Genomic DNA, 22,411 nt, shown 5'->3' on the forward strand with positions numbered 1-22,411 from the left:
CCTCTCAAAGTAGCTGGATGTAGTCCACATTCGCCTGATCGATCACGATCTCGCCGTCCGCCGGCGCCGCTTCTGCACCGGGCTCGTGGACGGTGCAGCCCTGCAAGATGAGCAGCGGGCCCGGTGTCTTCGTCAGCACACCGCGGACCGCGTTGCCGGAGTACAGCGACACCAGCACCTCACGGTTCAGGCCTGGATGCCGTTTCAGCCTCATACGACCATCAGCCCTTCAGTTTCGTAAGCCGACTGCAGTACCGGCTCAACGGGTTTCGTTGCGCCCCACGTCGCTTGCACGACGGTGATCACCGCCGAGCAGTCGTTCTGTTTCCTGTCCAACACCCACGCATCGCCCAGGTTCTTCTTCTGCGCGTGCGCCGCCGCCTCATCCAGGGCCGGCGACGGCCGGTGCCGGACCCGGTGCTGAGTCAGCAGGTCGAAGTAATCGCCGTACGACTTCGTCAGGTCCGGGCCGCCGAGCTCCACCACCGGCACACCCGCCTCGGTCAGCGTCTCGATCAGCCCAGAAGCCGGAGCGCCACGCGCCTGGATCACCACGCCGGCGAACTTCGACCGGTACTGCTTGCCGTCCACCGTGATCGGGCCCAGCTCGTCCTCGACGAGCCGCTTCGGATCGGTGAACCACGGCAACACCCAGTCCGTGCCGCGGGCCGCCGCGATCACCTCGTTGTGCCAACGCCCATCCGAACGCTCCGCAGCCACACCGATGTACGCTTTGGTCCGCTCGAAATTCACGTCGAGCGACGCCCACACCGGCGCATCCTCGCGCCGCCGAGACTCCGTGTCGGTCGTGTCTTTCCAGTCCGGTCCCGGCAGGATGCCCGGCTTCAGCGTCGACACCCACATGCAGCAGTACTCGGTTTGGAACCCCGGCAGGTTGTCCTGCATCTCCTCCAGGACGCCCTGCATGTCACGGATGGTGTGCCCAGGCAGGTAACCCATCCCCGGATTCGCCATCGGCCAGTACTGCGGATCCGTGAAGTCGACAGTGTTGCCGGCCTCGTCGTCGTCTGGGATCGACCACTCCGCCAGGAACACCTGAGTGCTCTCCGTCGAACCGGCCTCGATCTTCCCGATCGCGGCGTTGCGCAGCGACCGCAACACCACCGACGACGCATCGCCAGCGTTCGACGCACCCACATTCAGCGACCGCGGCCGGGACTTCGTCGTCGGCGTGATCGCGTTCCACGCCAGCCAGTTCTGGTGCTCGCGCAACTCGTCGAGCATCGCCAGATCCACCGACAGCGACCGGCCACCCTTGCGGGTCGTCGGCGTCGTCCGCCACTCCCGCGGGTTCTCCGCGCTGGGCGTCTCCAGCGGATCCAATCCCTGAGCCCGACGGCACTCGTTGATCGACTTCAAGACCAGCTTGAACTTGCCGTTCGTCTGCGAGAACCGGCGATACTCCCGCCGCAGAAGACGATTCGCCTTCACGTCCGCGACAGCCTCGGACAGCGTTTTCTCGGCCAGCTCCAGGTTCTGAGCCGTGATCAGCACCTGCTCGGCGCCGTCCAGATACAGCTTCCACAGTCCAAGGCCCTTGAGCCACTGGGTTTTACCGTTCTGACGCGCGATCAGGATGATCAGCGTGCGAAAACGGAACCCCAGCCCGGTCTCGTCCTTCTCCAGGGCGTGGATGTACAGCCACTTCTGGTACGGGATCAGCTCCCAGCGCAGCACGTTCTCCAGGAACTCGATGCACTCGAAACCCCACGACGTGTCCGGATTCAGCCCGCAGCCACACAAGCAGCCATCCGTGCGTTCAGTGTCGCAGTTCGACGGCAGCGGCGGCGTGAACAGCCGCGGAGTCGTGCAGCCTTTAGCCGGCGGTGTCGCGACGAGCGCGGAGCTTCGAGAGCTCATCGACAGGCTCCTCGCTCTCCCGACCGTCACCATCACCGCTGGTCAGAGGCGTGGTCGTCGGCGCCGGCAACGGAGCAGCATCCGCATACAGGCCCTGCAACTTCGCGCTCTGCTCCAACATGCGACGGCACAACTCAGCCGACCGGTGATCACCCTCCAACGCCCGACCCCAATGCGCGCCGAACAGCGTGTCGAACCGCTCCTGATGCACCGCCAGAGCTTCCTCAGTCAGCAGCGCGCGCCGCGACGCCCCGGCCGCCAGCGCCGCCCGCACGATCCGCTCCACCTGCCGCGCCGACAGCTCCACAACCTGCGCGATCCGCGGATACGACGCCCCGGAGATCCACAGCTGCAGAATCCGCTGCTCCCGCTCGACCCGCTCAGCAGCCTTCACAACACGCCTCTGACCAGCACAAACTCACCAGTCCTCACTCGGTGTCCCCAGCTGAATGAACGGCGCATCATTCCCACGCCGCTTGTTGCAATCCAGATGCGACGGCCGGAAATTCGCCGGATCCAACGCCAGCTCCAGGAACTCACTCACCGTGTGCGCATGATCCAAACTCCACGCATCCGGATGCTCCGACGGCAGGCCGTAATCGATCGCCTTCCCACACAACCAGCACGGAAGCTGCAGGTCAACGCACTCCGACCGAAACTCACCACGCAGCTTCTTGTACCGCCGCGACTCCCGAACCGCCCGAATCTCCTGGTGCGTAGCCGACATTTGCTAGCACCCCCAGACGTGAATAAACCCTGCATAAACCCCATGCATAACCATCCACGCAACGACATTTTCGCGCGGGGGGAGAGAACCCCTACCGCGGGGAGGTTTCCATCGGTGCTGGTCAGAGCGATTTTGACCCCTTACCCCGTCTGACCTGCGGTTTTGTGGCGTTTCCGGTGCATAAACAGTGCATGAGTATGCGTATGGCGGGTGCATATTCATGCATCGGGGTGGTTGGGTTGCCCTGCTGGTTGTTTGCTGGGCGGGAGTTTCTGGGCACGGTTGGTCAGTCCCAGTTGATGCGGCAAGAGTAGCACCTGCGGTGTTCATCGCCTGTGTGCTGCGGCTCCCGTGTTTGCGCGTTGCGGCTTCTCGGCGCGGAGGCGGCGGACGTCTGACCAGCGGTAGAGCGGCTGATCTTGGGTGCTGTGTTGGGTTCCGCCGTGTCGGCCGTTGGGTCGGAGCCAGCCTTTCGGTGTGAGCTTGCCGGTCTTGCGCCAGTGTCGCAGTGTGCGTTCGGGTACGCGGCAGTCGTCGGGCTGCCACTTGTTGGCGTTGAGTACCTGATCCCAGGTGAGTAGCTTTCGTTCAATATCGTTCTGCTGCAACAGCTTTAGGCGATTGCAGTTGTGTGTTGCGCGGCATGCGCGGCAGTAGACTTCGATGGCGTCCTCGGGTGCGTAGAGGTCTGCGCCGCAAGCATGGCGGGTGGTTTCATCCCAGGTGGGGCAGGGGCCGAGCCAGACGCGTCGGGCTGGGCGGTCGGTGATCCGTTCGATGCGTTTGGTCAGGCTGGTGAGCGTGTTGTGCCAGTGGCCTGCCTGTTCGTGCTGGGCAATGGCCGGGACGTGGTGGGTGAGGTAGATGGCCATGTCGGTGCTGGTGGCGCGTGGGGTGATGACGCCGGTGTGGATGGTTTCGATGATGAGCACGAGCGTGGTGTTGATCTCGCCGAGGAGGATGGCCGCGTCGGCTTGGCGTGTTCGGCGCCCGTTTTCGGTGTCGGGCTCGAATAGCGACTTGAATTCGTCGCCGCGCTTCCGATGTCCACTTCCGCCGGTTGCCATTCGTGTGCGTCCAAGTGCCACGTCGCCGAGATCCTCAAGCGTGCCCGCGGTGCGGCGGCCGGCCACTTCGGGTCCGTGGACGAGCGCCCGTAGTTGTGCCCTCAGGTTGTTGGTGCAGTGAGAGCACAGGTAGAGCGTTGACGGTGCTGTGCAGCTGGCGCATGGAGTCCGAGTGGTCATCTATGCGGCTCGCTTCTTGCGCTTGGCGTCGCGGTCTTCGCGGCGTTTGCAGGTCAGGCAGCGTCGGTAGGTGCCCCAGCCGGTTTTCCGGTAGACGGTGTTCTCGGGGGTGAATTCGTGGCCGAAGTCGCAGTGGGTCCTGTTGGCTACTGGGTGTCGGCCGTTCTGAACTTTGTCGGTGGTGTTGGTGCTGCGGGTTCCCCAGCGGAGGTTTTCGAGTCGGTTGTCGGTTCCAATGTCGTTGGCGTGCAGGCATTCCATGCCGACTGGGCAGGGGCCTACGAATGCGGTGAGGATCAGCCGGTGAACTCGGGCGTTGGTGCGTCGGGTGCCGTCGTAGAGGCTGACTGTCAGGTATCGGCCGCTCGATGTGGGCGCTTGTTTGAGGAGCTTCCCTTGGCGTTTGGTGGGGCGCTGTCGTCCAGTGACTCGGTCGAGGCTGCGGACCTGGCCTTGGTCGCTGACTTCGTAGGCGCCCTCGAATCCTGGGATTGGGCGCCATTGTTCGGTCACGGCCATTGGACTTTCTCCAGACCTGTTGTGTGGCGGGGTTTCACGGGGAAGGGCATGGGGTCGCCGAGGTGGAATGCGCCGATGGCGGCCAGGCCGAGAGCGTCGGCGATGTCGTCGTTGTCGACGGGCTCGAATAGCGAGTCGGCGCTCCACCATTCGTTGACGGCGGCGATGATGTCGGGCTTCTTGGCGTTGCCCTTGCCGGTGATCCACTTCTTGGCGGTGGTGTTGTTCATGACGACGACGGGGATGCCTTTGGCGTCGAGTTGGCCGTAGATGCCGTGCCAGAGGGCGGATCGGTCGAATTCGCCGGCGCTGATGCGGACGGCGTAGGGGTGTTCCTCGATGACGGCGAGGTCGGGTCGGCCGATGGCGCGGGTGACGTCGGCGACTTGCTTGCGGACGCGGCGGCTGCGGGTCTGGTAGGTGGCGCCGTTGTGGCCGCCGTGGCCGAATCTGGCGACCAGGGTGGGCCGGCCGCAGTTGAGGATGGCGACGCCTGCGCTGGTGAGGCTGGGGTCGATACCGGCGACGATCACTGGTGATTCGCCTCCGCTACGAGCAGATTGTTCTGCGCGCGGAACATGATCCACATGCGCTTGCCGCAGCACGGGCACAGCGCCCACACGTGGACGAACGCTGCGGCGTCGGGCTTCTCGGTGCGGGTCCTGCCGATCGGCAACTCTGGCACGGGCGCGTCAGCGAGGTCGTTGTGATCCAGGACGACCTCGACGGGTTGGCCTTGTTCGGCGATGGCGATGAGTGCGTGGGCGGTGGCGTCTTGGGCCTTGCCGCGGGCGATGGCGGCTTTGGCGCTGTCGAGGTGCTCGGCGGCGTTCACTGGTCGTCTCCCTTGGCCATCGCGGCGCGGACCATCGCCATGCCGCGAGCGTTGGTGTCGGCGTGCTCCTGGTGGTCGCACACCGTGGTGCCGCGGTATCCGTCGTCGTCGCACAGTTCGCATTCGGCGATGGACATGGCCCGGGATGCGGCGGCCTGGGCGCGTTCGGCGGCTTCGGCCTGGGCGCGTTCCTGCTCGGCTCGTTTCTCGTCGAGGGTGGCGTTGGCCATCCACGCGTCGAATGCGCGTCGGTGGTTCCCGCACGGTGGGCACGATTCGTTGGTGCCGCTGGGCATGTGCTTGGGGCAGTAGCGGGGCGGGGGGCTGCTCGGATCGGGCTCGGTGCCCTGGTTACCTTCCGTACTTACGTAACCCTCTACATGTGCAGGCTGTAGGGAAGTAGGTACTAGGTGCAGGGAATCCGCTTGGTGTTCCGATTGGGTTTCGTCACCCCGGTCGGGATTGGGTTTCTGATTCCTGTTCCGGTTGGTAGTCGGGACCGGTTCGGTATCACCATTTCTCACCGGGTTCGGATTGGTGAACGTGTCCACATACGGAACCTCATCCGAGGTCTTCGCGGTCAGTAATAACTCCACCGCTTCACGGCTGATCGAGTGCGTCCACGACGAGTAATCCGGATGATCGGCCTTGTCCCGGTGAACCTCTGACGCGATCGCTGCCTTGAGTTGACGGGACGCCACACCGAGGTACGCGTCGCCCACAGCGACAGCCATCTTCGGGTTGCGCAGCAGCTCCTCCGATCGAAGGTAGGACCGGACCAAGACCTCTTCGGTGTTGTCGTCGAAGAGGGCGAAGCGTTCGCGTTCGAGCTCGGCCGCGGCCGCCAGGATGTAGTCGAGGGTGAGGCCGGCGGCCTTGTGGATGAGCCGCTTGGGCAGCCAGCGGGTGACGCCGCAGTGGGTGAGCTGTGGGTCGGGGATGAGGATCCGGAAGTAGAGCCACTGGGCCGCGGGGCTGAGTTCCTCGATGTGGTCGTCGCCGGCGATGCTGATGCGGATGCGAGCGTATTCACGCGCCACGGTGGGCCTCCTGGATGTCGAATAGCGGGTCCATCTGTGCCTCCAGCGCGGCGGTGCGCGACTGGGCGGCGGTTTGCATGTGGTGCTCGATGTCGTAGTGGAGATGGCAGCCCTGGCACATCGCACGGAGGTTGTCGTCGGCGCAGTCCTCGGGCGTGTGGTTGAGGTGGGCGACTGTGAGCACGACCTTGCTGCCGGTGCCGTATGCGGGCTGTCCGTGGCGGTTTGGGCACCGTCCGGTGTGGGTGCCGCGGCCGCACTCGCCTTGGCACTCACAGCGGCTCTGGGCGCGTTCGAACCGGATCCGTTCGCTGATCTGTTTCCAGTCGCGTGGGTAGCGGTCGCGGTTCTCGGGGCGGATCGGCATCAGCGCACCGCCTCGTCGAGTGAGACCCGTTTCCAGGTGCGGCCGACGCCGGGTGTTGAGATGTGACGCACGGCGCGGACGTGATCGGCTGTCAGGATCGCGGAGTGTGCGCGGCCGTCAGGGGTAGCGCCGACGGCGTAGGTGGTGGCGTACACGGCGTACCAGTCGTGCGCGGGGCGGCCGTTCGGCACTCGCGCTGAGTCGGGGGTAGGAACCCAGCCGCCGCAGTCGCAGTCGGGGTCGGGGCACACCTCGCCTCGGTGGCTCTCACTGATCGGGTCACGGTCGGCGAACCGTTCCATTCGGCCGGCGACCATGGGGCAGGCGCTGGAGACGTACGCGGCGCACTCGGGGTGCAGTGGCGGCTCGTCGAACTGCAGGCGGGCGAGCTGGCCGGGCCCGCCGATCAGCACATACGGCGGGCCGGCCATGAAGGTTCCACAGACCTGGCACAGGGATTCGAGAAAGCAGCTCTGTGCGCGGCTGCTGTGCTGGGAACGGAAGTCGACCCCGCCGTCTGCGAGTTGGACGTTGATCCAAGGGATTACGAGCCCGCCGATGGTGGGACGGGATTCGCATGTGGCGGGGATCGGAGGCCGGATGTCAGACATTGGCGGCCTCGTGCGTCGAGCTGACCGCGCGGTCATCAGCACGGCACCGCGGGTCGCAGCCGACCAGTCGCGGGCACAGTTCCCGGGTCGTTTGGTGGCGCATGCACCACATTTCGGGAGTTGTCATCGGGCACCGTCCTTGAGCCATTTCTCGGTGTGGGCGCCGACGCGGCGGGCCTGGTATTCGTTGAGCAGCAGGGTCCAGGCTCGGCGCCGGGCCGCGCACAGGTCGTCGATGCGCATGAGCGCCCAGCCGCCGCTGTAGATGGCTGCGTTGATGGTGCCGAAGATGACCCAGCCGAGCGTGGCGGCAACAGGTTTCGGAAGCTGACGCGTCATCGGGCACCTCGCGCGATGCGTTGGGCGCGGATCATGGCGCGTGCGTGGGCGCTCCGGTCAAGCCGGTCAAGCGTGTAAAACCCAAGTTCTCTGTTGCCTCGGTTGATTGCCCAGCCTTGGATGCGTCCGTTGGTGGCACGGACCGGCTGGACCTTGATGCGGTCCCCCAGTTCGTGCGGTTCGGCAAGCCCGGTGACGCCGCTCGCGTGCATGGGCGTCCCGTTGTCGTCGTAGCACTCGGTCCCGGGCACGATTTCGCCACACTCGATGCAGTACGGGTCGCTCATCGTCTTGTCCTCCACATTGATCCGTACAGGGCGCGCTGGGTCTGGCACCAACGCACAAACTCCGCGCTCACAGGGCACGCTCCGGGATTGCGTGCGGGCAGGCGGCCGGGCACGAGGACCGGAAACAGCCCTCGCACGGGCGATCTGTCCGCTTCATGTCGATCTGTTCGGCTGGCGCGGCACCGGTCTCGAACCACGGTCGGCGCGCGCTCACTGGGCACCGCCGAGCGCCTGGTTGACGTGCTCGGCCCAGTCCTTGGCGGTGCGGACGGGATGGCCACACCCACGCCCGGGCGGCCAGCATCCGCCGGCGTGGCTCTGCTTGATGCTGGTGATCCCGTAGTCGGGATCGATCAGCGCGATCGGCATCACGTGCCGCGCAGCCACGTACAGCAGCCACCGCTGATCCTCAGTGAGCGTCGCGGCGGTCATCAGATCGCCTCGACCTTCGGCTCGTCACCGTCGACGGTCGTTGTGCTGGTGACCTTTTGCGTCCACCACGCCACGTCGGTTGGTGCGCCGAGCTTGGCCAGTTCCTCGCGTACCTCGACGGCGGCGGTCTTGGCCTTCTCGACGGCTTTCTTGTAGTCGCTGATGATGCCCAGGTAGCGAGGTGCCGCGTCACCAACCTGGTATCCGTAGCGGTAGTGGGCTTCGCTCCCACGCGGCACGAGGTAGCCGCGGTCGCCGCTCTCGTCGGTCCCGTACTCGTCGGCCATCAGGCACCTGCCAGTGCGTCGGCGAGTTTGTCGGCCAGGTGCCGCTTCCACTCGGCCTCAGTGCCAACGAATCCGCAGTCGCGCGGGCACCGGTACATGTCCTCCACCGCGTCGACGTCCTTGGCCCGGAGGATGCCGGGATCGTGGTTGTCGAACGCGCCAACCATTGCGTCGATGCGCGTGTGCATGAGGCTGCGCACCTGCTGGTGTGCCTCGGCGAGCCTGCGCGCCTTCGCTAGATCCACACCACTCAGAAATCCGAGTTCGGCGGCGTGTTCGACCACTTCACGTGTGTCCATGTCAGCCACGCACCTTGTTCAGCCACCACTCGTCGCCGTCCCAGGCGCAACCGGCTGGCTGGCTGGTCGCGTGGGCCATGTCGATGGCGCCGCCGATCAGCCGGTTCTGCCGCTCGTCCGGACGCTCAGCCGCCGCGACGTCGACGTCCCCGAACCCGCCAGTCACCTCGGCGCAGCGCGGGCACGTCCAGTCACCGTCGGGCTGCTCGTCGACGAGCGCCTGCTGCGGGCAGATCACGCACTGGACTTGGAAACCGATGACGGCGGTCATAGCTCGCACCGTCCCTCGTGGTGGTTGGCGAGGCAGCACGGCCCTTTATCGCAGGGGCCCGGATCGGCGAGAGCTGGGTAACGCTCCAGGAGTGCGCGCGCGATGTCAGACCACGCCGCTGTGGGTGTGGAGTACAGGCCGCGCAGTTCCGCTGCGAGATCACCGACGCGCTTCTCCCGCTTGGCTTCTTCGGCCTGCTCGCGCTCCAGGTGGTCGGCATCGCCCCTCAGGGTGTGGGCGCTGAAAACAGCCAGACCCGGGTCCGGGTTGTTGAATCGCGACGCAAGAGTTTCCAGCACTTCGGCGGCGTCGCGGATGCGCTCCGGTGTCAGGCCGCTCATGCCGCACTCACCAGGGCCTTGATGCTGTCCGGGCGGTAACCGCCCCACCAGCGCTCCTCACCATCCACGGACGCGCACACGATCGGCGCGGACGTGATGCCCAGCTCCGCTGCAGCGGCCCGCGTCTGATCGTCAATCGCCGCCTCGGTGAACGGGATGCCGAGCTTGACCAGGTGCTGCTTCGTCGCCGTGCACTGCGGGCACGCGGTCGCCGTGTACACCGTCACCACCGGGGCGGTCACGATGACGGCTCCGGCCGAATCGTGGCAGTGCCGTCGTCGGCGATGTTGAGCACCTCAGCTGCCTTGCCATCCGCGTAGCGCAACAGCACGTTTCCGTGCTCTGCCTCACGCCGGTAGACGTGAGAGCCGTTGCCGAACAACAACTCAACGGCGTGCAGGCAGTCGCCTCGATTGAAGTACCGCTCGGACGAGACCGCCAGCACCTCGTGGTTGTCGCCCGACTTGGCCAGCCAGCGCCACGCCTGGAAACCGTCGAGGTACTTGCGGTAGGCCGCGTTCTCGTCGTCGACGTCCGAGCCGGGATGGTCCTGGGCCCATTCGGCGCGCGTGATCGGCTCAGCGCGCACCACGTCGACGTAGACCAGGGCGGTCACGCTTCACCGTCCGAGAACGAGGGCCCCTCGAACGTGTCGCCGAGCTCCGCGTCCGGATCGTCCCCGAACAGCGGCGGCTGATCCTTGGCGGCCTCAGCCTCGGCCTCCGCGTCCAACTCGGCCTGCGTCTTCGGCTCCTCAGGCTCCGGCTCCCCGGGCAGCCAGATCGCCTGGATCTGCAAGTCGCGCTTGTACCGCTCCTCACCGTCCGCGCGGGTCAGCGGGCCGTGCTCACCCTTGCAGCGGGCCCGCACCATGTACACCACGACATCGCCGTTGGCGGGAGGGTTCTCGATCGCGGCGGGGGTCATGCCGAAGCTCAGGTACGCCGGAGGCTGCGGCCCTCCGAGCAGATCGTCCGGGACATCGTCGAGGGCGTTGGTGGTGGGCAGGTCTTCGGGCTGATCTTTGACGAGCATGTGCAAGGTTCCTTTCGGGAATTGGTTGGGAACTACTCGGATTCGGACGCGAGGGTCGCGTTGTTCAAAATGTCGGTGACCTTTTCGCCCAACTGCTTCTTCTGCTGCCAGTCGTAGAGCGCGTCGCAGATCACTCCGACCTGCTCATCGCTGAGTTCCTCGACCGACTGAACGTCGTTTCGGCCCAAGATGAACCGGTAGACGATCAGCTGGTCCTCCGTGTTGTCCTCGCCGATGTCAGCCGCGCCAATCAGCTTGACCAGGCGGCGTTCGAGCGCGGCGCGACGACTGGACACCTTCCGTGCGGGCGCCGGCTCCGGCTCGGCGGGGGCGTTCTCGGGTTCAGGTTCGGCGGCAGCCGGTTCCGGCTCGGTATCGGTGGCGACGTGCAAATGGTCGGCGTGCTCGTCGGCCGGATCCGACTCCGCGACACCGTCGCCCCCGGACAGGTACGTCAGAGCCTCGTCATCGCTCAGGTTCTGCTCGGCGTACGCCTCGGCCGCTTCGATGTCCTCGCTGGGATCAGGCATCGTTCCGGCGTCGAGGTGGTCCTTGGCGCGCTGCACCGCGTCGGCCCGGGCCTCGTCCTCCGCAGGCACCGGCTCGGCGGCGGGGACCGGGACCTCATCGGCCAGGATGTCGTCCGTGGTGATCACCGCGCCACGACCCTTCGGCGCCTGCACCTGCGCCTGGGCCAACGTGGCGCCGTTGTCCCAGTTCTCCGACTGCAATTCCTCGCTGGTGTACGAGATACCCATCAGCACATCGGGTGCCATGTCGCGGCACACCTCGGACTGCGCCTTGGCCTTGAGCATGGCCTGCGGATCGGTCAGGTACTTCTCATTGCCGATCAGCTTGCCGTTGGCGTTGGTCTTGTACTTCCCGGTCTGCGGGTTGATCTCGGGCACATATCCGGCCTGCCGCGCGCGCTCGATCGTCCAGGTGGCTTCGTAGGTCTCGCCGTCGAGGTCGATGCCCTGCACCGTGACGGACTCGCTGCTCTGCGCGGTGGTCTTGACCTTGTAGCCGCGAGCCTTAAGCAGTGCGACCATCGTCCGGGCCTCCATCGACGGCATGCCGTGGATGGGGATCACTCGCTGCAGCGACTGAATCGGGTTCAGACCGAGCTCCGCGCCGTAGAGGATCGCGGCGGTGCCATCCTCCGGCTTCTGGAAGAACCGAGCCGGCACCATCTTGGTGTTGCACATCTTCGACGCGAGTTCCCAGGCGGTCTGCATCATCTCGGCGTGCGCCACGAGCATCTGCCGCGCCACCAGTGACGGGGCCTGGGTCGGGGGCAGCAGTTCGAGCGACGATTCCTCGACGGTCGCGACATCGGTTGAAGGCATGGGGGATTCCTCTCGGTGGTGGGTGGTTACAGCGCTTCGATTTCTTCGGGTGTCACATATCGCCAAGGGCCATACGTGACGGTGCGGGTGATAAGGCGGGCACCGTCCCGATACGCGACGATGTTTTCGATCGCGGTCGCAATGTCATCCGTGACACCTTCGGAGCACCACCCCGGCGCTGGCTCGATCGCATATTCCGTTCCGCTGCGATCAAGGCTGTCGTCGTTACCGATCGCGAAAATGTCGGCGTCGCCGCTGTGTTTGGCGTTCAGCGCCTGGGCATGCGCATACGCGTCGGGGTCGGCGTAGTCGTCAGGGTTGCGTGACAGGTCAGGCATTTTCCGTCTCCGTTTCGATCTGGCGGCGCAGCCAGTACGGCATCTGCGCGGTATGGATCTCATCGCTGTGACCCGGCCACGTGTCCGTCGCGACACACTGGGCGTAAAGGTCGATGGCCTCGCGATTCTTCTTGCGGCCCAGCTCGATCCACTCCGGTTCGATCTGGTGCAGCGACACCAGCCACGGCGCGGCCTTCATCTGCACGATGAAGATGAACGCCGGATCGTCGAACCCGTGCTCGATCGCCGCGTCGATGTACCAGGCGGCCTGCTGGTTGTAGCCGTAGTTGACGATGGCCTTCTCGAACTCGGCCGGCGCTGCGGAGATCGCGGTCTTGTAGTCGACGATGATCTGCCGGCCCTTGCGCTCGGGCAGATAGTCGAACCGGGCCCGCAACCGCACCCCGGTGGCGTCGTCGTGCCAGTACGCGGACACCTCGGCATCACCCTTACCGAGCAGCTTCGCCGCGTACGGGTTCTGAAACACCTTGCCCGCCATGCGCTGAACGTTGTCCATCTGCGCCTTGGTGATGACGGTCTTGCCCTCGTCGCGGGCGGCAGCCTCAGCGGCTTTCCACTTCGCCGTCGCGCTCGGCTTGTCGGCCGGTTTCCCATCCGCCTTGAGCCCGTGCACCGCCGGATCGAGCACCTTGAGCTGGGTGCCCTCGCCGAGCACCACGTAGTGGGCGGCGTGCCCTTCGTCGTAGTGCTTCTTCGGTTTCGGCGGCTCGATGCGTTCCTGCAGGAACTCGGCCGGCGTCTTGGCCAACAGCAACCGGGCCCCGGACGAGGACAGGCTGTGCGGGTCGCCGTGGTACACGGTGTCGGGGATCCGCGGATACAGACCATCGTTGACCGGGACGACGGCGGCCAGGGCGTGACGGCTGCGCATTTCGGCGGTCTGCGGGCTGGCCGGGTCGACGCAGCCACGCAGCTCGCGGCAGTATGCGCACATCCACGCGTTGCAGCACGTCACGAATTTCGGTACCTCGCCGCGCTTTTGGTGCGAGTGCCGCGTCGAGAAGCCGCAGTTCTGGCACTTCTCCGGGCGCTTCGGGACGGTCATGCGATGCCTCTCTTCCGCATGTTGCGGATGAATGCTGAGTGCTGGCCGCGCATCTGCGGTGTCCAGCCGCGATTCGGCCACCGCAACTGGACGGACTGTGGGTCGATGCCGATCGTGCGGCCGACCTCTGCGTAGGAGGCGCCGTCGTCGAGTAGCTGTTCCGCGGTGCTGATCTGCTCGGCGGTCAGCTGGTGCGGGTATCGGCGCTGGCTGACGGTGGCGTGACGGCGGGAACGGACCCGTTGGACGGTTCGCTTTGTGGTGCCGATGATTTCGGCGATGAGGGCGGCTGATTGGTCCTGCTTGGTGAGTTCGACGATGCGGTTCTCGTCGTCGAGTGTCATGCGCCGGCCCATCAGGCACCGACCAGTTGCAGAGCGATGGGCACGGCGGGGATCAACAGGGCGATGATCAGCCAGGCGATCGGGATGACGGTTTCGCGGATCACGCGGGCACCACCTCTATGCCGGCGTCGGCGAGCTGGTCGAATGTCATCGGCCTGCCGATCCGACGGAACCGGTTGTCGTAGAACGTGACACGCGGCTGGCGGCGTTCGGCGCGAACCTCGGCGACCATCTGCGCCCAGAACCGGACCAGCGCGGTGTCCGCGGCTCGCCGGTTACGCGCCCGGCCACGGATCCCGAACGGACCACACGCAGGGCAACGGAGCAGGTGATTCATCGCGTCACCACCTGGTCAATCGGAACGACAGCCGCCTTGCTGCCGCGGTCGAGATACCACTCCCGAGCGACCCGAAAGCACGACGCCGTGGCCGTCGCATCGCCGTAGGCTGAGTGCTCGTCGTGGTTCGTGATGCCGAAGTGTTCGCAGACCTTGGCCAGCCCAGGGAGCTCGTCGGGACTGAGGCCCATTGCCGGCGCTGCGTAGGCAGAAAGGTCGGCCAGCCGGTGGTGCCACACCTCGCCCATGAGCCGGGCCAAGACCGCAGCATCGAACCGAGGATTGGAGCCGCCGAGGGTGTTGCCGGTCAGCATCTTTTCGAGTTCCTGATACGCGGCATGGTTCTCCGACGGGCTGGCGAGCATGTCTTCCCATGAGCCGCGCTCGTAGTACCGGTTCACCTGCATGGCTTGAAAGTCGGCTTCCCCGAGCGCACTTCGCGTGACGAACGGGTTGAACCGGATCTCCTGACCGGTTGCGGTGTTGATCGCTGCGACCTCCAGCGGCCAGCAGGTGGCCGTGTTGAGCCCAGTGGTTTCCAGGTCCACGACGATGAGTTGACGCTGCTTGCTCATCGGATGACCACCGATCCTGTTGGCAGCCAGCCCGGTTCATCCGGCAGGACCGTCTCGTCGGTGACCGGGTACTCCTCGTAGGCCACGGTGCCGCCCGCGTTGTAGTAGCCCGACGTGCACGAGTAGCGCGAGCAATACCCGGGCACCCAACCCGCGGGCACCCACACCTCACGCGCCCGGGTCCACGAACCGTCCGGGCGGCGCGGGGTGTCGCACACGGTGCGCCGCTGCGTACCGAGGAAACCCCAGCGGATCGTTTCGCAGCCCACACCGGGCGCGGCCTTGGCCGGCACGGCCGCGTGTAGGACGCCGGTGGCCAGCACGACGCCCACGGACATCCCGGCCAGGAACCGCCGGACCGTCCGCTTGTGCACCGTGCGGTGCCTGAGTCGTAGAATCATGTTGCTCACTGGGATTGACCTCCTTTTGGTGGGTGAAGGCCCCCCGCCGAGGCAAGCGGCGCGGGGGCCACTTACTTACGGGGTGTCGATGGATTCGAGCGCCGCGGACTGCGCACTGCGATCGCGCACAATGGCGACCACCGAATCGGTATAGGAATCGCCGAGATAGCGGCGGGAATGCCGATCGACTAGGTCGGCGAGGTAGTCGTACAGCGCGGAATCGGGAAGGTCGAGGTCCCCGGGGGAGGGCGACGGATCGGGGGATTGGCCGTCGCTCACCTCCCCCGGGGTTTGCGCGTGCTGCGTCCCCTCAGCACGCCGCGTCCCTTCCTTCTGGCACGGGCCGACGCCGTAAGCCTCTTCGGCCGACCTCCAGCCGCGATCCCAGCCGCGGCTCCACTCGACGTCTTCGGAGAGGTCGTGGACGCACGGCTCGGGCCCGTCCAACAGGTCCGCGACCAGGCGAGCCGCAGCAGCACCCAACGACCGGAAGTTGCCGACCGTCTCACCCAGCGCGCTCATGAGGACACCGCGAATCGGCCGATGGTGACGTTGAACCGAGACGAAAGGAAACCCAGCACGTAGGCGTCCCGATTGCGAGCCAGGACACCGTTCTTGTCGGCCGACGCTTCGGCCTCCGCGAATGCCCGCTCAATCTGGGCCTGGGTGTAACGGCGGGCGCTCACGATGCGGCCACCAGTTCGAGCTGGCCACCACCGAGCAGACGCCGAAGCTCAGCCAGACCCTTCGGCGTCACCAGGATCGTCGGGTCACCGGTCCGGTACTCGTCGTACTTCTTGCAGAAGTACTGGGCACCCGGGCGCTGCACCAACCGGCCAGCGTCGACCGGGCCCTGGTACGCCTTCCACGCGTTGTGCCGGCCCCGGTAGATCCAGCCCCGGTCACGCATGAACTCGAACAGCCGATTCCGACCGATATTGATCTGCGGATCCCGGCTGAGAATCTTCGCCGCGTCGCCCACCTCGTAGTCGGCGCCGATCTCCTGCAGCGTGTCCCACGCTTCGGCCGATGGCTCCAGCTCGGCGACCCGGGCCTCGGCCAGCTCGCGGGCCTCGTGCTCGTCGGCGGCCAGCCGCAGCGCCTCGGCGTAGGTCTGCGGAATGGCGGGCGTGGCCGGCTGGCGCTCGGCAGCCCACTTGCGGAGCTCGTCGTACCGGGCTTGCCGCAGATCGTGGAACGCGCGCACGAGCCGCTTCTTGAAGTCGCGGACGACGTCGCTGTTCCGCATGTAGGTCAGCAGCAGCGTCGCGTGTTCCTCGTTGAGCACTGCGTACAGCTCGGGACGACCAGGGCCATCGAGTTTCCGCGTTTCAAACGCGACAACCCCAAACTCGCTGAAGTCCTTCAGGTTGTTGCGCACCAGCTCCAGGACGTTCTTGTGCTGAACCTGCGTGCCGTTGGCGATCCGAATCGACGTCGTGACGGGCACGCCGCTCTCGGTCTCCACGATCGGGCTGGTGCGCTCCAGCGCGGCGAAGGTGCCCGAGACGCCGCCCGGGTCGGGGATGCCGGCGGACATCAGGAGGTGAACTCCGCGAGCGACGCCTCGTCGAAGCGGTAGTGGCCGCCGGGCGTGGTGATGGTGGGCTTGAGCTTGCCGTTGGCGACCCAGCGGCGGACTACGGAGGCGTCTACGCGGAATCGTTCTGCGACCTCGGTAGTCGTGAGTAACACGACTTGTGGCATGTCGATACCGTGCCACACACGTGTAATACGTGTCAAGCACGACTTAACGGGTGTTTGTGTTGGCTATCCGGCCATGGCACCCAGAGAAATGTGATCTTGTACGTATTGCGCGCAATGCACGACTTGTGCAGACTTACCGCTATGAGCACACTCAGGGATTGGATTCCGAGCACCAGCGACTTCGCTGCGCGCCTCGTCCTGGTCCGTCACCAGATGGGCTGGAACCTCAAAGAGGCCGCCCTCGCGTGCGGAGTGAAAGCCCAGTCATGGCGCGAGTGGGAACTGGAAAACCGCAAGCCACGCGACTACGAAGGCGTCTGCCGGCAGATCTCCGACCGCAGCGGATGCAACTTCGTCTGGCTGATGACCGGAGTGGGGCAATCAACGCCACCCGACGACGGCGGAACCCGGTCTGACCAAAACAAATCGGTAGGTTAGCGGGTACCGTCGGTACCACGTCAAGGGGTGTCGGGCCCACCTCCAGATTGCACTGAGGGACAGAATCAGGCCGCGTTTTGTCCCTGCGTGCAACTTGGGTGCCAACCACGGCTGCGCAATGCTCGTTCGACACGAGTGAGCACGTCGACGATGTCGTCCTCGGCGATCACCCGAATGACGATCCAGCCCAGGGCTTCCAGCTTGCGCATGGTCTTCTGGTCCTGCACATAACGCCTGCGGTCAGACTGGTGAAAGATTCCGTCGTAGTTGACTCCGACGCCGTACTTTTCCCAGCCCATATCGATGATCGCGATGCGGCGGCGGTCGTGAATCACCGTGATCTGGGTCTGCTCGGGAGGCATTCCGGCGTCGGTTAACTGCAGGCGCAGCCAGGTTTCCCGCGGGGAATCGGCGCCCGCGTCGACCAGCGGCAGTGCGATTCTCAGCGCCCGGCTTCCGCGGGCCCCCGGATAGCGATCGATCAGCGGGACGACATCGTCGACACGGACCTGCAGGGTCCAGGCCAGCGCGTCGATCCGTGCGACCGCCTCGTCGCGAGGGAGGTGACGGCCCAGATCGAACACGGTACGTGCCGGTGTCGTCACCGGTAGGCCGGCCACACGTGTGATCTCGTCATCGGCGTAGGTCTCGTTGCGCACGATCAATCCGTGCGGTGGCCTGCCGTTGCGCCAGATGAGCTCGATCGGGATATCGGCATTGACGTAGGCGGCTCCGTGTAGTGCTGACGCGGCGGCCCCCGCGATCACTGCCCGACGTCCCGACCAGAGCCAGGCGCCGATAGTTCGGTCACGAAGCGTGGCTTCGCCGCGTACATATATGTCCGGGAAGATTCGTTGGCAGTGATACCTCAGGTCGTTGCGCGTGACGACCCCTTTGGCCAACGCTTCGCTGCCGATCAACACCCCGCCCACGAGCGGAATGCTGGCACGAGGCACCGACATGGCGTCGAGATTGATTCCAGGGACACAAATGGCCGGGGTTTTGTACCTCGGTGCAATCTCGGCGGCCACGAGACGACGACGAGGCGGCCACGAGGCTACGGCCGGGTCGGCCAGGTCCATCCCACGTTTTGGAGCCTGCGCAGGTCAACCGTTACTCTGTAGGACAGTCGTCTGCCGCTGCGATTCGCGCGGCAACAACCCAAAGCAAGGAGATGCACGTCATGGCTGTGCCCAAGCGCAGAATGTCGCGCGCGAACACCCGTAGCCGGCGCGCGCAGTGGAAGGCCGAGGCCACCGGTCTCGTCGGCGTCAGTGTCGCCGGTCAGCAGCACAAGGTGCCGCGCCGTCTGCTCAAGGCCGCCCGTCTCGGCCTGGTCGACCTCGACAAGCGCTAGAACCGCAAACACTTTCTCAAAAAGCGCTATCACTCGTGATAGCGCTTTTTGTCGTGCTCAGGGTTGTCGCGGCCCCGTGAAAACGCTCGGCGAATTTGCGGCGCGCCTCTCAGCCCACTCTCAGACAGCGGGTTGAAACTGTGCCTGTGCGCATACTTGTCGTTGACGACGATCGCGCTGTGCGCGAATCCCTGCGCCGGTCGCTTTCCTTCAATGGTTATTCGGTCGAGCTCGCCCAGGATGGGGTCGAGGCCCTCGAAGCCATTGCCAGTGACCGGCCTGACGCTGTGGTTCTGGACGTGATGATGCCGCGGCTCGATGGCCTGGAGGTGTGCCGGCAGCTCCGCAGCACCGGCGACGATCTGCCGATCCTGGTGCTGACCGCCCGCGACTCGGTCTCCGAGCGGGTCGCCGGGTTGGACGCCGGCGCTGACGATTACCTGCCCAAGCCGTTCGCGCTCGAGGAGCTGCTGGCGCGGATGCGCGCGTTGCTGCGCCGGACGGTCAACGACGACGGCACCGATTCGCAGAAGATGACGTTCTCCGACCTGACCCTGGACCCGGTGACCCGCGAGGTGACCCGCGGCCAGCGCCAGATCAGCCTCACCCGCACCGAGTTCTCGCTGCTGGAAATGCTCATCGCCAATCCGCGGCGGGTGCTGACCCGTAGCCGCATCCTCGAAGAGGTGTGGGGATTCGATTTCCCGACCTCGGGCAATGCCCTTGAGGTGTACATCGGTTACCTACGCCGTAAGACCGAGGCCGAAGGCGAGCCCCGGCTGATCCACACCGTGCGTGGCGTCGGTTACGTGCTGCGCGAAACACCCCCCTGATTTGATGGCGCTCAACGACAACGACGGTCGCACCACCCCCATGTACATTGGGCGGCCCGCCGCCGTCCTACGGAACACCAGCTCACTGTCATTGCGCTGGCGCGTAATGATGCTCGCGATGTCGATGGTGGCCATGGTCGTCGTCCTGATGGCGGTCGCCGTCTACGCCGTGGTCTCACGCGCGCTCTACGACGACCTGGACAACCAGCTGCACAGCCGCGCCCGGCTGCTCATCGAGAGCGGTTCGCTGGCCGCCGACCCCGGCAAGGCGATCGAGGGCACCGCCTACTCGGACGTAAACGCGATGCTGGTGATCCCGGGCCGGTCCATCTACACGGCGAACCAGCAGGGCCAGATGCTGCCGCTGGGCAAGCCGGAGAAGGACGTCATCTCCGGCGAGCTGCTGATGTCCCTGCGCACGGCCAACCATCAGCGGGTGCTCGCGGTGCATCTGGCCAACGGCAGCTCCCTGCTGATCTCCAAGAGCCTGGCGCCCACTGTCCAAGTGCTGAGACGGCTGGGCACCGTGCTGCTCATCGTCGGCGGCGTCGGGGTGGCGGTGGCCGCCATGGCCGGTGGTGCGGTGGCCAGAGCGGGGCTCAGACCGGTGGGCAGACTCACCGAGGCCGCCGAGCGGGTGGCCCGTACCGACGACTTGCGGCCGATCCCGGTGGTCGGCAGCGACGAGCTGGCCCGGCTCACCGAGGCGTTCAACATGATGCTGCGGGCCCTGGCCGAATCGAGGGAACGGCAGTCCCGGCTGGTCTCCGACGCCGGGCACGAGCTGAGAACGCCGTTGACCTCGTTGCGGACCAACGTGGAACTGCTGATGGCCTCGCAGGCGCCCGGGGCGCCGCCGCTGCCCAGGGACGAGATGGACGGACTGCAGCAGGATGTGATCGCCCAGATCGAGGAGCTCTCCACGCTGGTCGGTGACCTCGTCGACCTGACCCGCGACGATGCCGGTGGCATCACCCCGGAGGCGGTCGACATGTCCGAGGTCGTCGACCGCAGCTTGGAGCGGGTCCGGCGGCGGCGCAACGACATCGAATTCGATGTCGACGTCATCGGCTGGCAGGTGTTCGGCGATGCACCCGGGCTCGGCCGGGCCGTGCTCAATCTGTTGGACAACGCCGCCAAATGGAGTCCGGCCGGCGGACGGGTCGGCGTCCGGTTGCATCAGGTCGATCCGACGCACGCCGAACTCGTGGTCTCCGATCACGGGCCCGGCATCCCGCCGCAGGAACGCGCGCTGGTGTTCGAGCGCTTCTACCGCTCGGATGCCGCCAGGGCGATGCCGGGATCCGGCCTCGGGTTGGCTATCGTCCAGCAGGTGGTGCTCAAACACGGTGGCGCACTGCGGATTGACGAAACCGTGCCGGGTGGCACCCCGCCGGGGGCGTCCTTCCACATGGTGCTGCCGGGCCAGCTGATCCCCAATGGCGATGCGACACAGTTGCCCCGGGTCGGCGGTGGGCACACTGTTGGCGCGGACAAAAGATGAGACAGTTGAATCGGTCGGGGGACCAGTCACGGATGGACCAGGAATCTCTAAGTGGATTCTCAGTCCATCTCGGCAACCTGAGTGGCGGCGAGTTCGTTTGACGAAGTGGACGCACTGACAGACACGAGGGTTGGACACACGGGTCGGACCGGGCCGGCGTCACTGGCCGGCAGACCGTTTACAAGAGAAGAGCACGCAGCACAATGACGAACCACCCGAGGTACCCCCAGCAGCCGGAGCAGCATCCCGGCGGCGCTGCCCCCGGATACGCCGGTGCGCGTCCTGATCCTTACCAGCAACAGCCCTATGACTGGCGCTACGCGCGTCAACAGCCGCAGACGCACCAGACCCAGACGCACCAGACCCAGCAGCACCAGCCGCAGACCCAGCAGCACCAGCCGCAGCAGCAGGCGTACCGCGCGCCGTTCGACCCGTACCGGATTCCGGCCGGCCCGCAGCCCGTCCCGGCCAAGAAGCGCTCCAGGTCCGGCCTGGTCGCCGGTGCGCTCGCGGTGGCCGTGGTGTCGGCGGGCATCGGCGGCGGCGTGGCCACGCTGGTGCACGACGACCACCCGCGCCTGGGCACGCAGGGCCTCGGTGCCGCGCCGACCGTGCCCGCGGCCGCCCTGCCCCCCGGCTCTGTGGAGCAGGTGGCGGCCAAGGTGGTGCCGAGTGTGGTCAAGCTGGAGACCGATCTGGGCCGCGCGTCCGAGGAGGGCTCCGGCATCATCCTCACCGCCGACGGCCTCATCCTGACCAACAACCACGTCGTGCAGGCGGCCAAGCCGGGTGAGCCCGCGCCCGTAACTGCACCGGGGAGCGCACCGGCACCGGCGGGCGCCCAGACCAAGGTGACGTTCTCCGACGGGACCACCAAGGCATTCACCGTGGTCGGTACCGACCCCAGCAGTGACATCGCGGTCGTGCGGGCACAGGACGTCTCGGGATTGACCCCGATCACGATCGGCTCGTCGGCCAACCTGCGGGTGGGCCAGGACGTGGTGGCCATCGGCTCGCCGCTGGGCCTGGAAGGCACCGTCACCACCGGCATCATCAGCGCGCTGAACCGTCCGGTCGCGGCGGGCGGTGACACTCGCAACCAGAACACCGTGCTCGACGCGATCCAGACCGACGCCGCGATCAACCCGGGCAACTCAGGTGGCGCGCTGGTCAACATGAACGGTGAACTGGTCGGGATCAACTCGGCCATCGCCACCATGGGCGGAGATTCACCGCAGGCGCAGAGCGGCTCGATCGGGCTGGGCTTCGCGATCCCGGTGGATCAGGCCAAGCGCATCGCCGACGAGCTGATCCAGAACGGCACGGCCTCGCATGCCTCGCTGGGCGTGCAGGTGGCCAACGACAAGACCAGCGACGGCGCCAAGATCGTCGAGGTCACCAACGGCGGAGCAGCCGCAGCGGCCGGTCTGCCCAGCGGTGTGGTGGTCACCAAGGTCGATGACCGGGTGATCGGCAGCGCCGACGCGCTCGTGGCCGCGGTGCGGTCCAAGGCCCCCGGCGACAAGGTCACGCTGACCTTCCTGGACCCGGGCGGCAAGCCACAGACCCTCGAGGTCACTCTGGGAAGGGCCGACCAGTGAGCACCGTGATCGGACCCGGCGGGATCGCCACACTCCGTCTGGC

General features: G+C 66.1%; 38 protein-coding genes. 5 read left to right on the top strand and 33 right to left on the bottom strand.

The window, feature by feature from the left end:
- Positions 1-4: 4 nt before the first annotated feature.
- The 32 genes from ACNQR1_RS09525 to ACNQR1_RS09680 all read right to left on the bottom strand — a co-directional run bounded on the left by ACNQR1_RS09525 (position 5) and on the right by ACNQR1_RS09680 (position 16,635).
- Positions 5-214, bottom strand: coding sequence for a hypothetical protein (locus ACNQR1_RS09525; RefSeq protein ID WP_418045546.1), 210 nt, complete (start codon positions 212-214; stop codon positions 5-7).
- Positions 211-1,881 (bottom strand): hypothetical protein, encoded by a 1,671-nt coding sequence (locus ACNQR1_RS09530; protein ID WP_418045547.1) that lies wholly within the window; start codon positions 1,879-1,881, stop codon positions 211-213. The genes ACNQR1_RS09525 and ACNQR1_RS09530 overlap by 4 nt, the downstream gene beginning before the upstream one ends.
- Positions 1,838-2,275: a hypothetical protein gene (locus ACNQR1_RS09535; protein WP_418045548.1), complete on the bottom strand. Its 438-nt coding sequence runs from the start codon at positions 2,273-2,275 to the stop codon at positions 1,838-1,840. Before ACNQR1_RS09535 ends, ACNQR1_RS09530 begins: the two co-directional genes overlap by 44 nt.
- 24 nt (positions 2,276-2,299) lie before the next feature.
- Positions 2,300-2,608, bottom strand: a complete 309-nt coding sequence (locus ACNQR1_RS09540) for an HNH endonuclease (protein ID WP_418045549.1) — start codon at positions 2,606-2,608, stop codon at positions 2,300-2,302.
- 326 nt (positions 2,609-2,934) lie between these two features.
- Positions 2,935-3,741 (bottom strand): hypothetical protein, encoded by an 807-nt coding sequence (locus ACNQR1_RS09545; RefSeq protein WP_418045550.1) that lies wholly within the window; start codon positions 3,739-3,741, stop codon positions 2,935-2,937.
- A gap of 114 nt (positions 3,742-3,855) precedes the next feature.
- Positions 3,856-4,374 carry an NUMOD4 motif-containing HNH endonuclease gene (locus ACNQR1_RS09550; protein WP_418045551.1) on the bottom strand — a complete coding sequence of 173 codons (519 nt, stop codon included), beginning with the start codon at positions 4,372-4,374 and terminating at the stop codon, positions 3,856-3,858.
- Positions 4,365-4,907 (bottom strand): hypothetical protein, encoded by a 543-nt coding sequence (locus ACNQR1_RS09555; protein ID WP_418045552.1) that lies wholly within the window; start codon positions 4,905-4,907, stop codon positions 4,365-4,367. The genes ACNQR1_RS09550 and ACNQR1_RS09555 overlap by 10 nt, the downstream gene beginning before the upstream one ends.
- The gene (locus ACNQR1_RS09560) at positions 4,904-5,209 is read right to left on the bottom strand and encodes a hypothetical protein (protein WP_418045553.1); all 306 of its coding nucleotides are present in this window, start codon (positions 5,207-5,209) and stop codon (positions 4,904-4,906) included. Before ACNQR1_RS09560 ends, ACNQR1_RS09555 begins: the two co-directional genes overlap by 4 nt.
- Positions 5,206-6,249: a hypothetical protein gene (locus ACNQR1_RS09565; RefSeq protein WP_418045554.1), complete on the bottom strand. Its 1,044-nt coding sequence runs from the start codon at positions 6,247-6,249 to the stop codon at positions 5,206-5,208. The genes ACNQR1_RS09560 and ACNQR1_RS09565 overlap by 4 nt, the downstream gene beginning before the upstream one ends.
- Positions 6,239-6,616 carry a hypothetical protein gene (locus ACNQR1_RS09570; protein WP_418045555.1) on the bottom strand — a complete coding sequence of 126 codons (378 nt, stop codon included), beginning with the start codon at positions 6,614-6,616 and terminating at the stop codon, positions 6,239-6,241. Before ACNQR1_RS09570 ends, ACNQR1_RS09565 begins: the two co-directional genes overlap by 11 nt.
- Complete coding sequence (locus ACNQR1_RS09575) at positions 6,616-7,227, bottom strand: hypothetical protein (RefSeq protein ID WP_418045556.1); 612 nt, start codon at positions 7,225-7,227, stop codon at positions 6,616-6,618. Before ACNQR1_RS09575 ends, ACNQR1_RS09570 begins: the two co-directional genes overlap by 1 nt.
- Positions 7,228-7,350: 123 nt before the next feature.
- Positions 7,351-7,566, bottom strand: coding sequence for a hypothetical protein (locus ACNQR1_RS09580; protein WP_418045557.1), 216 nt, complete (start codon positions 7,564-7,566; stop codon positions 7,351-7,353).
- The gene (locus ACNQR1_RS09585) at positions 7,563-7,853 is read right to left on the bottom strand and encodes a hypothetical protein (protein WP_418045558.1); all 291 of its coding nucleotides are present in this window, start codon (positions 7,851-7,853) and stop codon (positions 7,563-7,565) included. Before ACNQR1_RS09585 ends, ACNQR1_RS09580 begins: the two co-directional genes overlap by 4 nt.
- A 210-nt stretch (positions 7,854-8,063) precedes the next feature.
- Entirely contained in the window at positions 8,064-8,285 is a 222-nt protein-coding gene (locus ACNQR1_RS09590; protein WP_418045559.1) for a hypothetical protein, read from the bottom strand.
- Complete coding sequence (locus ACNQR1_RS09595) at positions 8,285-8,572, bottom strand: hypothetical protein (RefSeq protein WP_418045560.1); 288 nt, start codon at positions 8,570-8,572, stop codon at positions 8,285-8,287. The genes ACNQR1_RS09590 and ACNQR1_RS09595 overlap by 1 nt, the downstream gene beginning before the upstream one ends.
- A complete protein-coding gene (locus tag ACNQR1_RS09600; protein ID WP_418045561.1) occupies positions 8,572-8,871 on the bottom strand; it encodes a hypothetical protein in 300 nt (99 codons plus the stop codon). The genes ACNQR1_RS09595 and ACNQR1_RS09600 overlap by 1 nt, the downstream gene beginning before the upstream one ends.
- 1 nt (position 8,872) lies before the next feature.
- Entirely contained in the window at positions 8,873-9,142 is a 270-nt protein-coding gene (locus ACNQR1_RS09605) for a hypothetical protein (protein ID WP_418045562.1), read from the bottom strand.
- Positions 9,139-9,483 carry a hypothetical protein gene (locus ACNQR1_RS09610; RefSeq protein ID WP_418045563.1) on the bottom strand — a complete coding sequence of 115 codons (345 nt, stop codon included), beginning with the start codon at positions 9,481-9,483 and terminating at the stop codon, positions 9,139-9,141. The genes ACNQR1_RS09605 and ACNQR1_RS09610 overlap by 4 nt, the downstream gene beginning before the upstream one ends.
- Positions 9,480-9,725, bottom strand: a complete 246-nt coding sequence (locus ACNQR1_RS09615; RefSeq protein ID WP_418045564.1) for a glutaredoxin family protein — start codon at positions 9,723-9,725, stop codon at positions 9,480-9,482. Before ACNQR1_RS09615 ends, ACNQR1_RS09610 begins: the two co-directional genes overlap by 4 nt.
- Positions 9,722-10,099 carry a hypothetical protein gene (locus ACNQR1_RS09620; protein WP_418045565.1) on the bottom strand — a complete coding sequence of 126 codons (378 nt, stop codon included), beginning with the start codon at positions 10,097-10,099 and terminating at the stop codon, positions 9,722-9,724. The genes ACNQR1_RS09615 and ACNQR1_RS09620 overlap by 4 nt, the downstream gene beginning before the upstream one ends.
- Positions 10,096-10,518 carry a hypothetical protein gene (locus ACNQR1_RS09625; protein WP_418045566.1) on the bottom strand — a complete coding sequence of 141 codons (423 nt, stop codon included), beginning with the start codon at positions 10,516-10,518 and terminating at the stop codon, positions 10,096-10,098. Before ACNQR1_RS09625 ends, ACNQR1_RS09620 begins: the two co-directional genes overlap by 4 nt.
- Positions 10,519-10,550: 32 nt before the next feature.
- The gene (locus ACNQR1_RS09630) at positions 10,551-11,867 is read right to left on the bottom strand and encodes a hypothetical protein (protein WP_418045567.1); all 1,317 of its coding nucleotides are present in this window, start codon (positions 11,865-11,867) and stop codon (positions 10,551-10,553) included.
- 26 nt (positions 11,868-11,893) lie between these two features.
- Positions 11,894-12,205, bottom strand: coding sequence for a hypothetical protein (locus tag ACNQR1_RS09635; RefSeq protein ID WP_418045568.1), 312 nt, complete (start codon positions 12,203-12,205; stop codon positions 11,894-11,896).
- Positions 12,198-13,271, bottom strand: a complete 1,074-nt coding sequence (locus ACNQR1_RS09640; protein ID WP_418045569.1) for a PD-(D/E)XK nuclease-like domain-containing protein — start codon at positions 13,269-13,271, stop codon at positions 12,198-12,200. Before ACNQR1_RS09640 ends, ACNQR1_RS09635 begins: the two co-directional genes overlap by 8 nt.
- The gene (locus tag ACNQR1_RS09645) at positions 13,268-13,615 is read right to left on the bottom strand and encodes a hypothetical protein (RefSeq protein ID WP_418045570.1); all 348 of its coding nucleotides are present in this window, start codon (positions 13,613-13,615) and stop codon (positions 13,268-13,270) included. Before ACNQR1_RS09645 ends, ACNQR1_RS09640 begins: the two co-directional genes overlap by 4 nt.
- A 100-nt stretch (positions 13,616-13,715) precedes the next feature.
- The gene (locus ACNQR1_RS09650; protein WP_418045571.1) at positions 13,716-13,952 is read right to left on the bottom strand and encodes a hypothetical protein; all 237 of its coding nucleotides are present in this window, start codon (positions 13,950-13,952) and stop codon (positions 13,716-13,718) included.
- Positions 13,949-14,527 (bottom strand): exonuclease domain-containing protein, encoded by a 579-nt coding sequence (locus tag ACNQR1_RS09655; protein ID WP_418045572.1) that lies wholly within the window; start codon positions 14,525-14,527, stop codon positions 13,949-13,951. Before ACNQR1_RS09655 ends, ACNQR1_RS09650 begins: the two co-directional genes overlap by 4 nt.
- Positions 14,524-14,928 carry a hypothetical protein gene (locus tag ACNQR1_RS09660; protein ID WP_418050326.1) on the bottom strand — a complete coding sequence of 135 codons (405 nt, stop codon included), beginning with the start codon at positions 14,926-14,928 and terminating at the stop codon, positions 14,524-14,526. The genes ACNQR1_RS09655 and ACNQR1_RS09660 overlap by 4 nt, the downstream gene beginning before the upstream one ends.
- Before the next feature lie 75 nt (positions 14,929-15,003).
- Positions 15,004-15,450: a hypothetical protein gene (locus tag ACNQR1_RS09665; protein ID WP_418045573.1), complete on the bottom strand. Its 447-nt coding sequence runs from the start codon at positions 15,448-15,450 to the stop codon at positions 15,004-15,006.
- Positions 15,447-15,614, bottom strand: a complete 168-nt coding sequence (locus ACNQR1_RS09670; RefSeq protein ID WP_418045574.1) for a hypothetical protein — start codon at positions 15,612-15,614, stop codon at positions 15,447-15,449. Before ACNQR1_RS09670 ends, ACNQR1_RS09665 begins: the two co-directional genes overlap by 4 nt.
- Positions 15,611-16,468 (bottom strand): phage antirepressor KilAC domain-containing protein, encoded by an 858-nt coding sequence (locus ACNQR1_RS09675; RefSeq protein WP_418045575.1) that lies wholly within the window; start codon positions 16,466-16,468, stop codon positions 15,611-15,613. Before ACNQR1_RS09675 ends, ACNQR1_RS09670 begins: the two co-directional genes overlap by 4 nt.
- Complete coding sequence (locus tag ACNQR1_RS09680; protein WP_418045576.1) at positions 16,468-16,635, bottom strand: MerR family transcriptional regulator; 168 nt, start codon at positions 16,633-16,635, stop codon at positions 16,468-16,470. The genes ACNQR1_RS09675 and ACNQR1_RS09680 overlap by 1 nt, the downstream gene beginning before the upstream one ends.
- A 141-nt stretch (positions 16,636-16,776) precedes the next feature.
- On the opposite strand from ACNQR1_RS09680, the gene ACNQR1_RS09685 reads away from it, so the two are divergent.
- Entirely contained in the window at positions 16,777-17,073 is a 297-nt protein-coding gene (locus tag ACNQR1_RS09685; RefSeq protein ID WP_418045577.1) for a helix-turn-helix domain-containing protein, read from the top strand.
- 65 nt (positions 17,074-17,138) lie between these two features.
- On the opposite strand, the gene ACNQR1_RS09690 is transcribed toward ACNQR1_RS09685, so the two are convergent.
- Positions 17,139-18,050: a hypothetical protein gene (locus ACNQR1_RS09690; RefSeq protein WP_418050327.1), complete on the bottom strand. Its 912-nt coding sequence runs from the start codon at positions 18,048-18,050 to the stop codon at positions 17,139-17,141.
- Between the two features lie 206 nt (positions 18,051-18,256).
- Between ACNQR1_RS09690 and rpmF the strand changes: the two genes are divergently transcribed.
- The 4 genes from rpmF (at position 18,257) to ACNQR1_RS09710 (ending at position 22,368) form a co-directional block, all read left to right on the top strand.
- Entirely contained in the window at positions 18,257-18,430 is a 174-nt protein-coding gene (gene rpmF, locus ACNQR1_RS09695; RefSeq protein ID WP_044521728.1) for a 50S ribosomal protein L32, read from the top strand.
- 146 nt (positions 18,431-18,576) lie between these two features.
- Positions 18,577-19,263 carry a response regulator transcription factor gene (locus ACNQR1_RS09700; protein WP_418045578.1) on the top strand — a complete coding sequence of 229 codons (687 nt, stop codon included), beginning with the start codon at positions 18,577-18,579 and terminating at the stop codon, positions 19,261-19,263.
- A gap of 40 nt (positions 19,264-19,303) precedes the next feature.
- Positions 19,304-20,767 carry a HAMP domain-containing sensor histidine kinase gene (locus ACNQR1_RS09705; protein WP_418050328.1) on the top strand — a complete coding sequence of 488 codons (1,464 nt, stop codon included), beginning with the start codon at positions 19,304-19,306 and terminating at the stop codon, positions 20,765-20,767.
- 203 nt (positions 20,768-20,970) lie between these two features.
- Entirely contained in the window at positions 20,971-22,368 is a 1,398-nt protein-coding gene (locus tag ACNQR1_RS09710) for a S1C family serine protease (protein WP_418045579.1), read from the top strand.
- The last annotated feature ends 43 nt before the right edge of the window (positions 22,369-22,411 follow it).

The organism is Mycobacterium sp. 48b (assembly GCF_048282725.1).
Classification (GTDB): Bacteria; Actinomycetota; Actinomycetes; order Mycobacteriales; family Mycobacteriaceae; genus Mycobacterium.

What these genes read in the sequence shown, in the direction of transcription:
- ACNQR1_RS09525 (WP_418045546.1), bottom strand. Translation starts at nt 214, where the DNA reads ATGAGGCTGAAACGGCATCCAGGCCTGAACCGTGAGGTGCTGGTGTCG.
- ACNQR1_RS09530 (WP_418045547.1), bottom strand. Translation starts at nt 1,881, where the DNA reads ATGAGCTCTCGAAGCTCCGCGCTCGTCGCGACACCGCCGGCTAAAGGC.
- ACNQR1_RS09540 (WP_418045549.1), bottom strand. Translation starts at nt 2,608, where the DNA reads ATGTCGGCTACGCACCAGGAGATTCGGGCGGTTCGGGAGTCGCGGCGG.
- ACNQR1_RS09550 (WP_418045551.1), bottom strand. Translation starts at nt 4,374, where the DNA reads ATGGCCGTGACCGAACAATGGCGCCCAATCCCAGGATTCGAGGGCGCC.
- ACNQR1_RS09570 (WP_418045555.1), bottom strand. Translation starts at nt 6,616, where the DNA reads ATGCCGATCCGCCCCGAGAACCGCGACCGCTACCCACGCGACTGGAAA.
- ACNQR1_RS09575 (WP_418045556.1), bottom strand. Translation starts at nt 7,227, where the DNA reads ATGTCTGACATCCGGCCTCCGATCCCCGCCACATGCGAATCCCGTCCC.
- ACNQR1_RS09580 (WP_418045557.1), bottom strand. Translation starts at nt 7,566, where the DNA reads ATGACGCGTCAGCTTCCGAAACCTGTTGCCGCCACGCTCGGCTGGGTC.
- ACNQR1_RS09585 (WP_418045558.1), bottom strand. Translation starts at nt 7,853, where the DNA reads ATGAGCGACCCGTACTGCATCGAGTGTGGCGAAATCGTGCCCGGGACC.
- ACNQR1_RS09590 (WP_418045559.1), bottom strand. Translation starts at nt 8,285, where the DNA reads ATGACCGCCGCGACGCTCACTGAGGATCAGCGGTGGCTGCTGTACGTG.
- ACNQR1_RS09595 (WP_418045560.1), bottom strand. Translation starts at nt 8,572, where the DNA reads ATGGCCGACGAGTACGGGACCGACGAGAGCGGCGACCGCGGCTACCTC.
- ACNQR1_RS09600 (WP_418045561.1), bottom strand. Translation starts at nt 8,871, where the DNA reads ATGGACACACGTGAAGTGGTCGAACACGCCGCCGAACTCGGATTTCTG.
- ACNQR1_RS09605 (WP_418045562.1), bottom strand. Translation starts at nt 9,142, where the DNA reads ATGACCGCCGTCATCGGTTTCCAAGTCCAGTGCGTGATCTGCCCGCAG.
- ACNQR1_RS09610 (WP_418045563.1), bottom strand. Translation starts at nt 9,483, where the DNA reads ATGAGCGGCCTGACACCGGAGCGCATCCGCGACGCCGCCGAAGTGCTG.
- ACNQR1_RS09625 (WP_418045566.1), bottom strand. Translation starts at nt 10,518, where the DNA reads ATGCTCGTCAAAGATCAGCCCGAAGACCTGCCCACCACCAACGCCCTC.
- ACNQR1_RS09630 (WP_418045567.1), bottom strand. Translation starts at nt 11,867, where the DNA reads ATGCCTTCAACCGATGTCGCGACCGTCGAGGAATCGTCGCTCGAACTG.
- ACNQR1_RS09635 (WP_418045568.1), bottom strand. Translation starts at nt 12,205, where the DNA reads ATGCCTGACCTGTCACGCAACCCTGACGACTACGCCGACCCCGACGCG.
- ACNQR1_RS09640 (WP_418045569.1), bottom strand. Translation starts at nt 13,271, where the DNA reads ATGACCGTCCCGAAGCGCCCGGAGAAGTGCCAGAACTGCGGCTTCTCG.
- ACNQR1_RS09645 (WP_418045570.1), bottom strand. Translation starts at nt 13,615, where the DNA reads ATGACACTCGACGACGAGAACCGCATCGTCGAACTCACCAAGCAGGAC.
- ACNQR1_RS09650 (WP_418045571.1), bottom strand. Translation starts at nt 13,952, where the DNA reads ATGAATCACCTGCTCCGTTGCCCTGCGTGTGGTCCGTTCGGGATCCGT.
- ACNQR1_RS09655 (WP_418045572.1), bottom strand. Translation starts at nt 14,527, where the DNA reads ATGAGCAAGCAGCGTCAACTCATCGTCGTGGACCTGGAAACCACTGGG.
- ACNQR1_RS09660 (WP_418050326.1), bottom strand. Translation starts at nt 14,928, where the DNA reads ATGATTCTACGACTCAGGCACCGCACGGTGCACAAGCGGACGGTCCGG.
- ACNQR1_RS09665 (WP_418045573.1), bottom strand. Translation starts at nt 15,450, where the DNA reads ATGAGCGCGCTGGGTGAGACGGTCGGCAACTTCCGGTCGTTGGGTGCT.
- ACNQR1_RS09675 (WP_418045575.1), bottom strand. Translation starts at nt 16,468, where the DNA reads ATGTCCGCCGGCATCCCCGACCCGGGCGGCGTCTCGGGCACCTTCGCC.
- ACNQR1_RS09680 (WP_418045576.1), bottom strand. Translation starts at nt 16,635, where the DNA reads ATGCCACAAGTCGTGTTACTCACGACTACCGAGGTCGCAGAACGATTC.
- ACNQR1_RS09685 (WP_418045577.1), top strand. Translation starts at nt 16,777, where the DNA reads ATGAGCACACTCAGGGATTGGATTCCGAGCACCAGCGACTTCGCTGCG.
- rpmF (WP_044521728.1), top strand. Translation starts at nt 18,257, where the DNA reads ATGGCTGTGCCCAAGCGCAGAATGTCGCGCGCGAACACCCGTAGCCGG.
- ACNQR1_RS09705 (WP_418050328.1), top strand. Translation starts at nt 19,304, where the DNA reads ATGTACATTGGGCGGCCCGCCGCCGTCCTACGGAACACCAGCTCACTG.
- ACNQR1_RS09710 (WP_418045579.1), top strand. Translation starts at nt 20,971, where the DNA reads ATGACGAACCACCCGAGGTACCCCCAGCAGCCGGAGCAGCATCCCGGC.